This window comes from Streptomyces sp. NPDC002742, from assembly GCF_042888885.1.
GTDB lineage: Bacteria > Actinomycetota > Actinomycetes > Streptomycetales > Streptomycetaceae > Streptomyces.
In genome coordinates this window covers 73,310-86,895 of sequence record NZ_JBIAQF010000034.1, presented here as the reverse complement: position 1 = coordinate 86,895, position 13,586 = coordinate 73,310, and the positions used below count along the sequence as shown (strand labels likewise).

Sequence of the window (13,586 nt, the reverse complement as noted above, 5' to 3'; positions counted from 1 at the left end):
GGACCCTGTCTTCATGCACCGGCGCCGCCGCGATCACCCGATCCAGAACCCAGTTCGACTGACCACGCCCATCGACCGGTATGCGGAAGCCTTCTTAGATCACCTCAGCTTCCCAAGCTGAGAGCGCGAGGCGCTCGCCATCCATGCTGGACGGCCTCCGCGTAGGGCGCACATACCGACGGAATCCCGCCTACTAGCGATACGACGGAGAATGCCATGCAATGACGACAAGTTGGTCACAGATATGCAAACCTTCACCTCGGCGGCTGCAGCGGCTATGGGATATCACTTCCGGCTCTCACGCGACGTCCGTGTTGTCGAGCCGCACCCCTGGATCTTCTACTCCCACAAAGGAACTGCGAAGATGACTCACTCTGGAGCAGTGGTCCTGACCAAGGCCTCGCCTACGGTCTCGCTGGACAAGCATGGGGTGACCTCTGGGCTGATCCGGGTCAACCTGAACTGGACCTCACCGCGAGCGACGGCAGAACGGGCAGCCCAGGAGGTAAATGGTGGTTGGTTCCGGCGAATGCGGGCTTCGTTGCGGGCAAGCGCAGCCAGGGATGTGGATCTCGATCTTGGCTGCATGATCAGATGCAGCGACGGCAGCAAGACCGTCGTGCAGGCCCTCGGCAACGCATTCGGCGCGGTGGATCGCTTCCCCTATGTCGCATTGGACGCGGACGATCGGACCGGCACCCGAGCCGCAGGCGAGAACCTGGTGATCAATCTCGACCATCAAGCTGAGTTCTCGAAGCTCCTGCTCTTCGTCTACATCTACAGCGGTTCCGGGGACTTCCGCGGTCTCGACGCCGTAGTGACCCTCGCTTCTGATCGCGGCGACCGCTTTGAGGTGCGCCTCGATGAGTGCCCGCCGCAGGGCCACGCATGTGCGATTGCCTTGATCAAGCGCCAAAAGGCGGAGCTCGTCGTGCAGCGCGAGGTGAGGTGGTTTACCCCGCAGGACGGCCCTGCTATCCACGACGTGATCTCGCGAGCCTATCGGCTCGGCATGAAATGGACACCCGGACGGAAGTAGCTCGCAAGCCGTAAGACCCTCTGCAACGGCCTGCGTCCGTCTCAATTTCCGTCTTATTCAGCCCAGTTCACGCCTGTTCAGGCGAGACCCGAAGCTGCCCGAGCGTCGCCATCCAGCCACCCATGAACCCAGGTGAACGCTCCTGCACACTCCCCGCCACCTCACCAACGCAGTTGGAAGGCGTGTGTCCGCCCACGCCGATGGCAAAGGGTGTGCGCGGCCGGCGCTGGCAGGTCATCTCGTGGCCATCGAGGGCCTCTGGTTTTTGTGTCGACGGCAGTGGTCGACGGCAACCGCTCCAGAGGAGCTGACGCGGGATCGATGGGAAGGTGCCTGGTGGATCACGGGATCCACCTGGTGCGGAGCTGAGTACCCGTACTCATGTGCCGCCTTACGCGTGTGGGCAGAGTGGCGAGTATGGACTTACCCGTTGCCCCTCCGGCCTTCGACGCCACCACCGGCTCCAGGCAGCGGCGCCGTGCGGACCGGGGTGCCGACATCGCAGCCGGGTGCGGTCTCGTGCTCCTGGAGCTGATCGCCCTGGCTGTGATCTTCGGACTCTGGTTCCTGTCCGGTTTCGATCTCGACCCTGAGGCGACCGTCACAACCGATCCCTTGTGGGGCTATCTGGTCGCCGCCGGCGGAGTCGGAGTCCTCGCCATTGCGGCGGCCGTGACAGCCGCATGGGTCGACGCCGTCGTGACGGTTGTCCTCCAAGCCGTCATGGCCATCTTGATCTTCATGATCTTCTTAGGTGGGGGTGAGGTCCAGTCTCACCAGGATCAGTTGTGCCACGACATGCCGTCAGCGGTTGGCTGCAAGGACAGTGGCTGAACCGTGTGCCGCCGTCTCGGTTTCCGTCTCGTTCAGTCACGTTCACGGTCGTTCGGACGGGACCAAGGCCTGAGGGCCGACCGAAGCCCAGCCGCCGACGAACGCAGGTGAACGCTCCCGTACACAGCCCACCGCCTGGCAGGTCACCTCGTGGCCATCGGCGAAGCCCGACCGTCGGTCAGGTCCCGTACAAGTCTCCGGGCCGCCCCCAGACAGGCCGGGGATGAAACCACCGGTTCTCCATCGGTTCTCCACCGGTACGAGGGGGCGGCCCGGCACACGCTCCTGGGGGGAGCGTGTGCCGGGCCTGTTCGCGGACTCCTCTGATACCGCCTGACAGCTGTCGACGACCGCTGTCAGCGTGCTGTCCGCGGACTGTCAGCGGGGCCAGGCATCGTCATGGTCATCGAGAACGACGAGGACCTGACGAGGAGTTGTTGAACATGGCGTACGCGATCCGGGCCGAGGGACTGGTCAAGAAGTACGGGGACTTCACCGCCCTGGACGGCGTCGACCTGGAGGTCCCGGCCGGCAAGGTCGTCGGCGTCCTGGGCCCCAACGGCGCCGGCAAGACCACCACCGTGCGCATCCTGGCCACGCTGATGCGCCCCGACGGCGGACACGCCACCATCGGCGGCCACGACATCGTCAAGGACCCGGTCAAGGTCCGGCAGCTGATCGGGCTGACCGGTCAGTACGCCTCCGTGGACGAAACCCTGTCCGGCGTCGAGAACCTGGTGCTCATCGGGCGGCTGCTCGGCCTGTCCCGGAGCAATGCGAAGGCGCGGGCCGCCGAGCTCCTGGAGAACTTCTCCCTCACCGAGGCGGCCCGCAAGCCGATCGCCACCTTCTCCGGCGGTATGCGACGGCGTCTGGACCTGGCCGCCTCCCTGGTCGGCCGGCCCCAGGTGCTCTTCCTGGACGAGCCCACCACCGGCCTGGACCCGCACGCCCGGCAGGAAGTCTGGGATGTCGTAGGGCAGTTGGTCGCCGACGGATCCACGGTGCTGCTCACCACCCAGTACCTGGAGGAGGCCGACCAGTTCGCCGACTCCATCACCGTCTTCGACAAGGGCCGCAAGGTCGCCGAGGGCCGGCCCGGTGAGCTCAAGCGCCGTGTCGGCGGCCAGATCCTCCAGGTCCGGCCCACCGTGGCCGCCGATGTGCCGCAGGTCGCCGGGATGCTCGCCGAGCTGTCCGGACACACCCCCGCCGAGGACTCCGGCGTACTCACCGTGCCGGCCGACGACCCGTTGATCGTCGCCGCGGTCGCCCGCCGCCTGGACGGCGTCGGCATCACCGCCGACGAACTCGGTCTGCGGCTGCCCAGCCTGGACGAGGTCTTCCTCGCCCTGACCGGACACGCTCCCGCCGTCACCGACGACCAGCCCGTCGCCGCCTGAGCCCCCGCTCCCCCGTTCCGCGCAGACTTCCCGAGAGGACCCCGTCATGAGCACCCAGCCCCTCGGCGCCCCCGCCGAGCTCCCGAGCCGTATCGGCCTCGCACAGACCGCCCAGCACAGCCTCGCCCTCGCCGGCCGCGGCGTCACCAAGTTCATGAAGTCGCCGATGCAGCTGGTCGATGTGATCCTCACCCCGATCATCAGCCTGCTGATGTTCATCTACCTCTTCGGGGACGCCATGTCCGGCGGCGATACCGACGGCTACCTGCGGCTCGTCGTCCCCGGAGTCATGGTCATGGCCGTCTTCCAGGCCAGCGTCGGCATCGGCGCCTCGCTCAGCGCGGACGCCAGCACCGGAATCTTCGACCGGTTCCGCAGCATGCCGATCGCCCGCTCCAGCCCCCTGATCGGCGCCGTCCTTGCCGATGTCGTCCGCTATGTCGCCTGTCTGGGCACCCTGGTCGTCCTCGCCCTGGTCATGGGCTACCGCGTCGAGACCGGCCCGGTATCCACGCTCGCCGCGCTCGCCCTGCTCGTCGGCTTCGCCCTCAGCTTCTCCTGGATCTCGGTGTACCTCGGGATGCTGATCAAGAACCCCACCTCCGTACAGGGCCTGATGACCATCCTGATCCTGCCGCTCACCTTCGCCAGCAACGTCTTCATCCCCAGGGAGGGCATGGCCGGCTGGCTCCAGGCCTGGTCCGACGTCAACCCGGTCTCCCTGGTGGCCGACACGGTCCGCGGCCTGCTCAACGGCGGCCCGGTCGCCGGTTCCCTGGCCGGCACCTTCGCCTGGATGGCCGGCGTGATCGTGGTCTTCTTCCCGCTGGCCATGCACGCCTACCGCAAGAACGCCGGATGATCCTCCGGTGACAAGCCCTGCCGGGCGGGGTCGGCGCCCACGGGGGTGGCGCGGACCCCGCCCGGCTGTCCGCGTGACCGCGCGCGCCTCGTCAGATCCGCGGCACCGCCCGCTCGGTCTCGGCCTCCAGCCACCGCAGCGCGTCCTCACGGGAGTACGCGGCTCCCTCCTCGTACGCTCTCTTGAAGCCCTCCTCGCCCAGCGTCGCGACGATGCGGTCGACCAGCTCGCACCATTCCGGCTCGCCCCAGTCGAAGGCGCCGCGCATCACCTGGCTCATGCCGAGCGACCTGGCGCCGTCTTCGGGAGCACCCTCCAGGGTCCGCAGTCCGCCGAGCAGTTCGGCCACCCAGGCGAGCGCGGCGCCCGCTCCCTGGCCGAACAGGGCGCCGGCCGCCTCCGGCAGCAGGGCCCTGGCCTGCACGGCGTCCCCCTCGGCGAGACGGTTCTCGATGCGGGTGCTGACGATCAGGTCGCGCCCCAGTTCCCTGAGAGAGGGGCGCCGGGCGCTCAGCGCCTCAAGACGGTCGAGGGTCGCGTCCGACTGCGCCAGGTCACCGGCCCTGCGGTGCACATTGGCCAGGCCCACGAGGATGTTGGCCTCCAGGCGCAGCTGTCCGCGCTCGCGGGCCTGCCGGTGTGCGGCGTGCAGATCGCGGAAGGCGCCTGCCAGGTCGCCGCTGCGCCGGCGTTCGCGGGCGAGTCTGGCCTTGCTGAGGTAGAGGTAGTCCTCGGTGCCGAGTTCGGAGCTGAGTGCCACGGTCCGTTCGAAGGTGGCGATGGCCTGGTGGTACTCGCCGCGCAGGGAGTGGTCGCGGCCGATCGGGAGCAGGCTCATCACGAGCCCCCAGCGGTCGCCCACCTCCTCGAAGCCGCGCAGGGCCTCGATGCGGGACTCGGCGCCGGTGACCAGGTCGCCCTGTTCGGTGAGGGCGAAGTCCCGCGCCAGGTGGGCGCTGGCCCGCACCCAGGGGTCGGGCGAGTCGAGGGGGTCCTGGTCCGCGGTTCCGCCCGGTCCTGATGCGCTTGCGGGGAAGGAGACTTGGGACATCCGCAGGAGCAGTAGGGCCGGGTGGAACTCACGTGCCGTCGCCGACTCGCCCTCGGCGGCCGGACGTTCGCCGCCCCCTGCCCGTACGGAATCCCGTGCCCGTACGGAATCCCGTGCCTGGGCGGAATCCGGCCCGGCGACCTCCGCCAGATATGTGTCGAGCTGGGTGCTCATCCCCCTGATCCCCCAGTACCAGAACATCGCCCCGGCGAAGCGTGCGGCCAGGTTCCCGTCCCGGGCGTCGACGACCGAGCGCAGCGCGAGGACGAGGTTGTCGTGTTCGGCGTCGAAGACCTCGATCGCGCGCAGCTGTTCGCCGGTACGAAGGCGGGGTTCGTATTCTTCCGCGAGCGCCAGGAAGTACGCGGCATAGCGCTTGGTGACGGCGTCCCCGGACTCGGCGTCGGCGAGCCGCCTGGCCGCGTACGCGCGTACCGTCTCGAACATCCGGTAGCGCGGCTCGCCCGTCCCTTCGTCGACGGTGTCGACCAGCGATTTCTCGACCAGGGCGTCCAGGACGTACGGGATGTCGGCGGCCGGAAGGGACGGGTCCGCGCAGACCGCTTCGAGCGCGGAGACGGTCGCGCCGCCCGGGAACACCGAGAGTCTGCGGGCGAGGATCCGCTCGGGTTCGTCGAGCAGGTCCCAGCTCCACTCGACGAGCGCGAGCAGGGTGCGCTGGCGGGGCAGGGCGGTGCGGCTGCCCGAGGCGAGGAGGCGGAAGCGGTCGTCGAGGCGGCGCGCGATCTGCTCGACGCTCATCGAGCGGAGCTTCGCCGCGGCCAGTTCGAGGGCGAGCGGCATCCCGTCGAGCCGTCGGCAGACCTCGACCACGGCGTCGAGGGTCGAGTCGTCGAGCGTGAAGTCCGGCCGGACTCCGGTGGCCCGGTCGACGAAAAGGCGGACGGCGGGCGACTGTGCGGCCTCGGCGGGCTCCGGTGATCCCACCGGTACGTCGAGGGGGCCGAGGTGGCACAGGGACTCGCCGGTGATGGCGAGGGCCTCGCGGCTGGTGGCGAGGATCCGTAACTCCGGCAGGTGGTCGAGGAGTTCGGCGGCGAGTTCGGCGGCCGCCTCGACGAGGTGCTCGCAGTTGTCGAGCAGGAGCAGGGCGTCGCCGCTGCCGAGGAGCCCGGCCATGCGCTCGACCGGGGTGGCCCGCTGCCCCTGGCCGGCGTCGTAGAGGCGGCCGTCGGTGGAACTGAGGGCGCCGAGTACCGCGTCGGCCAGCTGGTCCGGTGCGCTCACACCGGCGAGCGGCACGAACCAGACCCGGCCTCGCGCGTGGGCGCGGTCCCGGGTGGCCGCTTCGAAGGAGAGCCGGGTCTTGCCCGCGCCGCCGGGGCCGACGATGGTGACGAGCCGGCTGTGGGCCAACTGCCCGCCGAGCCAGCCCAGTTCGCCGTCACGGCCGACGAAGCTGGTCAGCCTGGCCGGGAGGCGGCTCGCGGCGGCCTCGGCCCGCTCGACGGGCGTCTCCAGCTCACCTCGCAACAGGGCCAGATGGACCTCCCGCAGCTCGGCCGAGGGGACGACGCCGAGTTCGTCGTCGAGCCGCTCCCGTATCGCCTCGTACACCGCGAGGGCGTCGGACTGCCGTCCGGCCGCGGACAGAGCCCGCATCCGCAGCCCTGCGACCCGCTCGCTCAACGGCCGCTCGGCACCGGCCGCTTCGAGGTCGGCCAGCACCTCTCCGTACCGTCCGAGCCGCAGCTCGGCATCGCAGCGGTCCTCGGCCGCCGCGGTCCGCAGATCGTCGAGCCTGGTCGCGACGGGCCCGGCGAACGGGGCGTCGAGGACATCGGCGAGCGCCGCGCCCTGCCACAGCCCGAGCGCCGTTCCGAGCAGCGAGGCCGCCTCGTCGGCCCGCCCGGCTGCGAGTAACCGCCTGCCCCGGGCGGTCAGATCCTCGAAACGGTGAACGTCCACGTCCTCGGCCCGCACCGAGAGCCGGTAGCCGCCGGACGCGGACTCCACCGCCGCGGACCCGCGCAGCGCCCTGCGCAGCCGGGACACCAGCGCCTGCAGCGCGTTGGCCGCGTCGGCGGGTGGCTCCTCTCCCCACAGGCCGTTGACGAGCGAGTCGACGGACACCGTCCGGCCCTCTTCGAGGGCGAGCCTGGCGAGGAGCATCCGCAGCCGGACGCCACCCACCTCGACCGGCGTCACATCTTCGGCGTACACCTGAATCGGTCCAAGCAGCTCTACGCGCACCACGGCGGCCTCCCCCTCCGGACCGACCGGCCCCTACCGTGTCGATCTTCCCTCCAACGCCGGGTCAGCATCACCCAATTGACGCCCCCCGTAAAGAGCCTCCGGCACCGGACGGCACTTCGATGTGCGGTGCTCATGTTCGGGCGGGTCACAGCCTCTCCGGGAAGATCCGGGCCAGGACGAGGCGTCCGACCGAGAAGGTGTGCCCCGGCCCGCGGCCCTCAAGGGCCCGCAGCCGGGATGGCGCCGGCCCGTGAGCTCGTCAACCGAACCTCAGCGCGAGCGATGCGTAGGCGGTGCCTGATTCGGGACGAAGAGGCCGTGGATTCGATCCCGCCACCCCGACAGCTGAACAGCAGTTCAGAGGGCCTCTACCGGATGTCATCCTCGGGCGCGTCAGGAGCACCTGCGATCGCCTGAGAGCACCCGCGGAGCGAAGGAAGAGTTGACGCAACGGCCTCAGTGAACGGGCTGGACTGCAAGGCCGGTTACCGGGGTCTCCCACTGGAACCACCCGTACCAGTGCGGCAGTCTTCTTCCTTGTGGGGAATCTTCCGTCTCAGAGTGCGTCGAGTGACGTCGGCGAGCACATGGTGGTGGCCGGGGACGACGCCCTGGCCCATCGGCTGGCCGCCGAGTTGCGTGGGGTGTACGGCGAGCGGGTGACCCTCGTGGTGCCGCCCGCGCAGGGCGGTACGCGGCCGCCGGTTGTCGGGCGGACGCGGACCACGGCCCTGTTCGACCGGGTGTCGGCGGCGGTGAACCGGGCCTCCGGGAACGGGGGCGGCTCCGGAAACGGGGGCGGCTCCGGGGACGGGGGCCGCGCCGGGGAGTCCGGGGGCGGCCGGACCGATGAGACTCCCGGGGCCGAGCGGGTGGTGGAGGCCGCCGAGCTCACCGAGGGCGCGCTCGCCTACGCGGGTGTCGAGCGGGCCGCCGCGCTCGCGCTCGTGTACGACGACGACGAGACCAATATCCGTGCCGCGCTCACCGCCCGGCGGCTCAACCCGCGGATCCGGCTGGTTCTGCGGCTCTACAACCGGCGCCTCGGGCAGCACATCGAGGCCCTCCTCGACCAGGCTTCGGCACTCGCCGCCGCCGCTGCCGACAGCGCGCTCACCGCCGGGGGCGGGGCCGACGCCTCGAACGCCGCGGGGGGCGCCCCAGGGCCCGACGCCGTGCGGGCGCGCAGGCGCGTCGAGGTCTACGACGCCTCCACCACCGTGCTGTCCGATGCCGACACGGCCGCGCCCGCGCTGGCCGCGACCGCCGTGGCCGGCACCAGCAAGGTCGTCCAGACCGACGGACTGATGCTGCGCGCGGTGGAGCGGCCGCCGCCCGGTCCGGGTGAAGTCGCCGATCCGGGGCTGTGCACGCTGGCGTTGCTGTCCGCCACGACCAACGACCCGGCCGGCGCCGACGGCTCCGAGAGCAGCGGCGCGCAGGGGCCCCGACTGCTGCCCGACGAAAGGGCGGTGGCCGCCGCGACCGGACGCGGCACCGTCGTCCTGGAGAACGTCTCGTACTCCGGTCCCGAACTGAACGCCGGGCGGGGTGTCGTCCCGTGGTTCGGTTCCCTGCTGTCCCGGCGGCTGCGCTGGTCGTTCGCGGGGCTCGTCGGGTGTGTCATCGGGCTCGCCGTGGCGTCGGTGCTGGTCACCGGGGAGCCCGCGCTCCAGGCGACGTATCTGACCCTGCTCGATCTCTTCGCCATCAACAATCCGGCCATCGGCGAGCCGCTCGGCCGCCAGATCCTCCAACTCTGCTCCGGGATGGTGGGGTTGCTGCTGCTGCCGGTGCTGCTGGCCGCGGTTCTGGAGGCGCTCGGCACCTTCCGCAGCGGGACCGCTCTGCGCAAGCCGCCGCGCGGGCTGTCCGGGCACGTGGTGCTGCTCGGGGTCGGCAAGATCGGCACAAGGGTGCTGGCGCGGCTGCGGGAGCTGCACATTCCCGTGGTGTGCGTCGAGGCCGATCCCGAGGCGCGCGGGCTCGCGCTGGCGCGGCGGCTGCGGGTGCCCGTGGTGCTCGGGGACGTGACGCAGGAAGGTGTACTGGAGGCCGCCAAGATTCATCGGGCTCACGCGCTGCTGGCGTTGACCAGCGCGGACACGATGAACCTGGAGGCCGTGCTCTACGCGCGGACCCTACGGCCCGATCTGCGGGTCGTCCTGCGGCTGTACGACGACGACTTCGCGACCGCCGTGTACCGCACCCTGCGGGCCGCGCATCCGGACGCGCTCACCCGGAGCCGCAGCGTGTCCCATCTGGCCGCGCCCGCCTTCGCGGGGGCGATGATGGGGCGGCAGATCCTCGGGGCGATCCCCGTCGAGCGGCGGGTTCTGCTGTTCGCCGCGGTGGACGTGGGCGGGCATCCGCAGTTGGAGGGGCGCACGGTGGGGGAGGCCTTCCGTGCGGGGGCGTGGCGGGTGCTCGCGCTGGACACGGCGACGCCCGAAGAACGCCGGGCGGCCACCGCGTCCGCCTCGCGCGGGCCCCGGCTGGTGTGGGACCTGCCCTCCACATACGTCCTGCGGTCCGAGGACCGCGTGGTGCTCGCCGCGACCCGGCGGGGGCTCGCGGAGCTGCTCGGCCGGCGGCCCCGGCAGCGGTCCGGAACCTAGCCGGCCCGACGGAGAGGCCCGGCGGAGAGATCCGGCGGAAGGGGCCACCGGAGAAGGCCCGCTGGAGAGGGGCCACCGGAGATGGCCCACCGTAGGGGCTCGGCGGAGGGGGCCTGCCGAAGAGGGCCCGCGGAGGGGGAAGGCCGGAGGGCCCGGCGGAGGACGCCCCCGCCCCCGCCCGGGGTCGGGGGCCCGGCCCTCCGCCGGGGTTCCGGGGCTACTTCCCCAGGTGCCGTTCCGCGAAGTCCAGTTCCAGGCGGACCTGCTTGATGCGTTCGTCGACGACCAGGGAGCCGTGGCCCGCGTCGTAGCGGTAGACCTCGTGGACGGCTTCGCGGGCGGCGAGGCGCGCGACGTAGTTGTCGATCTGGCGGATGGGGCAGCGGGGGTCGTTGACGCCGGCCGAGATGTAGACCGGGACCTTGACCGCGTCGACGTAGGTCAGCGGGGAGGACGCCTCGAAGCGCTCGGGGACCTCCTCCGGGGTGCCGCCGAGGAGCGTACGGTCCATGGCCTTCAGCGCCTCCATCTCGTCGTGGTACGCCGTGACGTAGTCGGCGACCGGGACGGCGGCGATACCGAGGGCCCACGCGTCGGGCTGGGTGCCGACGCCGAGGAGGGTGAGGTAACCGCCCCAGGAACCGCCGGTGAGGACCAGCCGGTCGGGGTCGGCCAGGCCGGACGCCACCGCCCACTCGCGGACCGCGGCGATGTCCTCCAGCTCGATGAGACCGACGCGGTGCTTGAGCGCGTCGGTCCACGCGCGGCCGTAGCCCGTGGAACCGCGGTAGTTGACCCGCACCACCGCGTAGCCGTGGTCGACCCAGGCCGCCGGACCCGCCGCGAAGGAGTCGCTGTCGTGCCAGGTCGGACCGCCGTGGATCTCGAAGACGGTGGGCAGCGGACCGCTGGTGCCCGCCGGCTTCTGGATCAGGGCGTGGATGCGCCCGCCGGGCCCCTCGACCCAGACGTCCTCCACGGGGACCGATCCCGGGGACTTCCGGCCGGGCGGGTCCAGGACGGTCTCGCCGGTCGTCGAACGGACGGCGGACGGCTCGGCCGCGGACGACCACAGGTACTCCACCGTCCCGTCCGGGCGGGCCGTCGCCCCGGAGACCGTGCCCGGCGGGGTCGCGACCGCGGTCAGCTCGCCGGAGGCGAGGTCGTAGCGCCACAGGTCGCTGCGCGCCTCGAAGCTGTGGGCGATCAGGAGGGCCGAGCCGTCCGGATACCACTCGGCGGCCACGTCACCGGGGAGATCGAGGCCCAGGTCGGTCTCCTTGCCGGTCGTCACCTCCCACACCAGGGGTTCCCAGCGGCCGCGCCGCTGGTGCCCGATGAGCAGTCGGGTGTCCCCGTCGACGGGGGCGAAGCCCAGCACCTCGAGGCCCAGCTCGACCGTGCCGCCCTCGGTGTCGTCGAGCTCGGCGACCGTCGAACCGTCCGGGCGCAGCACTCTGAGCGCCGAGTGCATCGCGTCGCCGTGCTCGGTGTGCTCGACGGCGATCAGCGAACCGTCGTGCGAGAGGTCACCGACCCCGGCCGACTCGCGGTGCCGGTAGATCTCCACCGGCGCCTCGCCGGCGCGGGCCACATGGATCGTCGATCCGTCGTCGTCCGTCGAGCGGCCGACGACGGCCGTACGCCCGTCGCGGCCGATGGCCAGGCCGGCCGGGTAGGAGGGTTCGAGGCCCGGGACCGCCGGCTCGTCGACGCCTCCCTCGACCAGAGCGGCATCGAACGGGCGGCGCCGCCAGATGCCGAACTCGTCGCCGTCCTTGTCGTCGAACCACCAGATCCACTCGCCGTCGGGCGAGAGCACCCCGTCCGTCGTGCCGTTCGCCCGGTGGGTGGCCTGGCGCTGCTCCCCCGTCGCGCGGTCCCACGCGTACAGCTCGTACGTCCCCGTCGCGTTCGAGACGAACAGGGAGCGGTGCGGGGCGTCCTCCGCCCAGTCCGGCAGCGACACCCGGGGTGCCCGGAAACGCTTCTCCCAGTCGGGCATGTCTGCCTGCTGCTGCTCGGTGGACCTGGTGCTCTCAGTCATGGCCCCATAGTGCCTGGCTCACCCCGCCTCGCGCCGACGAGGTCCCCAGCCTGTGGACAACCCCGCTGCCCGCGCGCGCTCCGCCGCCCGCCGAGTGGCTCGCGCGGTTGCGCCCGCGCTCCCCGGACTCGGGCGGGGACGGTCCCGTCCTGGGCATAGGCGCGCAGGTCAGGGCCGTTGTCAGTGCCGGGGTGCAGACTTTTTCGCATGACCGATCTGCGCAAGACCGTCGAGAGTTACTGGGCCGCCGCGGACGCCCGGGAGTGGGGGGCGTTCGCGGACCTGCTCGCCGATGACGTCGTCTACACCCTGCCGCAGACGCGGGAGCGCATCAGCGGCAGGGAGCGGTACGTCGAGTTCAACCGCGAGTATCCGGGCGACTGGCACGTCCGGACAGAGCGCGTCGTGGCCGAGCCCGGGCAGGCCGTCACCTGGACCCACGTCACGGTGGGCCTGGAGGAGATGCACGCGATCACGTTCTTCACGGTCGACGAGGAGGGCCGTATCGCCACGGTGACCGACTTCTGGCCCGAGCCGTACGAGCCCCCGGCGGGCCGGGAGCATCTGGCCGAGCGGTACTGAGCGGCCCCACGGCCGAGTCCGGCCCGGCCGCCCCGTACCGTGGAAGGCGTGTACCGGTTCCTGCTGACGCCCCGCTGGTGGGGGATCAACGTCTTCATCTTGTTGGCCATCCCCTTCTGCATCTTCATGGGGTCATGGCAGTTGGGGCGGTTCGAGGACCGGGTGCGGGACCACCGGGCGGCGGACGCGGCGGCCTCCACGGCCGAAACGGACCCCGCCCGGCCGCTGGCCGAGATGCTGCCCGTGACCACGGAGACGTCCGGCAAGCAGACCACCGCGAAGGGCCGGTACGGCAAGCAGCTTCTCGTGCCCGGCCGGGAACTGGACGGCAGGAGCGGGTACTACGTGCTGACGCTGCTGCGGGTCGACGGCGGCAAGGCGCTGCCCGTCGTCCGGGGCTGGCTGCCCGGCGCCGCCGACCCGGCGAAGGCCCCGGCCGCACCCGGCGGCGAGGTCACCGTCACGGGTGCGCTCCAGGCGTCCGAGAGTCCCGGGTCGAACGGTGTCAGCACGGCCGGCGGACTTCCCCCGGGGCAGACCGCGGCGATCAGTTCCGCGTCGCTGGTGAACCTCGTGCCGTACACCCCGTACGACGCGTGGATCACGCTCGGCAAGGCCGACACCGGGATGAGGACCGTGCCTCCGACCGCTCCGGACAACACGGGCCTGGACCTCAAGGCGTTCCAGAACCTCGGCTACACCGGCGAGTGGTTCGTCTTCGCGGGCTTCGTCGTCTTCATGTGGTTCCGCCTACTGCGCCGCGAGGTGGAGTTCGTCCGCGACGCCGAACTGGGGCTTGTCCCTGACGCCCCGGACGCCGGGAAGGAGCAGTCCGAGGACGCCGACACCGGCAGCGGCACCGGCGCTCCGGCGACGCCGTCCGCCACCGCCTGACACCACGGCCGACCGGATCGACCGGGGTGAGCCCGAGTA

At 71.3% G+C, this 13,586-nt stretch carries 9 protein-coding genes; 7 read left to right on the top strand and 2 right to left on the bottom strand.

From position 1 onward, the window contains the following. Nucleotides 1–382: 382 nt before the first annotated feature. The 4 genes from ACFYW8_RS39030 (at nt 383) to ACFYW8_RS39015 (ending at nt 4,138) form a co-directional block, all read left to right on the top strand. The gene (locus ACFYW8_RS39030) at nt 383–1,039 is read left to right on the top strand and encodes a hypothetical protein (protein WP_389090153.1); all 657 of its coding nucleotides are present in this window, start codon (nt 383–385) and stop codon (nt 1,037–1,039) included. 381 nt (nt 1,040–1,420) lie between these two features. Further along, nucleotides 1,421–1,873: a DUF6234 family protein gene (locus ACFYW8_RS39025; RefSeq protein ID WP_389090150.1), complete on the top strand. Its 453-nt coding sequence runs from the start codon at nt 1,421–1,423 to the stop codon at nt 1,871–1,873. 443 nt (nt 1,874–2,316) lie between these two features. Continuing rightward, nucleotides 2,317–3,276 carry an ATP-binding cassette domain-containing protein gene (locus ACFYW8_RS39020; RefSeq protein WP_389090147.1) on the top strand — a complete coding sequence of 320 codons (960 nt, stop codon included), beginning with the start codon at nt 2,317–2,319 and terminating at the stop codon, nt 3,274–3,276. A 46-nt stretch (nt 3,277–3,322) separates the two neighbouring features. Continuing rightward, nucleotides 3,323–4,138 (top strand): ABC transporter permease, encoded by an 816-nt coding sequence (locus ACFYW8_RS39015; RefSeq protein ID WP_365879041.1) that lies wholly within the window; start codon nt 3,323–3,325, stop codon nt 4,136–4,138. 91 nt (nt 4,139–4,229) lie between these two features. Here the strand turns inward: ACFYW8_RS39015 and ACFYW8_RS39010 are convergent, their stop codons facing one another. After that, nucleotides 4,230–7,358 (bottom strand): BTAD domain-containing putative transcriptional regulator, encoded by a 3,129-nt coding sequence (locus tag ACFYW8_RS39010; RefSeq protein ID WP_389090142.1) that lies wholly within the window; start codon nt 7,356–7,358, stop codon nt 4,230–4,232. Between the two features lie 635 nt (nt 7,359–7,993). Between ACFYW8_RS39010 and ACFYW8_RS39005 the strand changes: the two genes are divergently transcribed. Further along, nucleotides 7,994–10,024 (top strand): NAD-binding protein, encoded by a 2,031-nt coding sequence (locus ACFYW8_RS39005; RefSeq protein ID WP_389090169.1) that lies wholly within the window; start codon nt 7,994–7,996, stop codon nt 10,022–10,024. A gap of 217 nt (nt 10,025–10,241) precedes the next feature. Here the strand turns inward: ACFYW8_RS39005 and ACFYW8_RS39000 are convergent, their stop codons facing one another. Next, nucleotides 10,242–12,071 (bottom strand): prolyl oligopeptidase family serine peptidase, encoded by a 1,830-nt coding sequence (locus tag ACFYW8_RS39000; protein ID WP_389090139.1) that lies wholly within the window; start codon nt 12,069–12,071, stop codon nt 10,242–10,244. A 207-nt stretch (nt 12,072–12,278) separates the two neighbouring features. On the opposite strand from ACFYW8_RS39000, the gene ACFYW8_RS38995 reads away from it, so the two are divergent. Then, the gene (locus ACFYW8_RS38995; RefSeq protein ID WP_365879034.1) at nt 12,279–12,653 is read left to right on the top strand and encodes a nuclear transport factor 2 family protein; all 375 of its coding nucleotides are present in this window, start codon (nt 12,279–12,281) and stop codon (nt 12,651–12,653) included. A 48-nt stretch (nt 12,654–12,701) separates the two neighbouring features. Further along, complete coding sequence (locus ACFYW8_RS38990) at nt 12,702–13,547, top strand: SURF1 family protein (protein WP_389090135.1); 846 nt, start codon at nt 12,702–12,704, stop codon at nt 13,545–13,547. Nucleotides 13,548–13,586 lie beyond the last annotated feature (39 nt).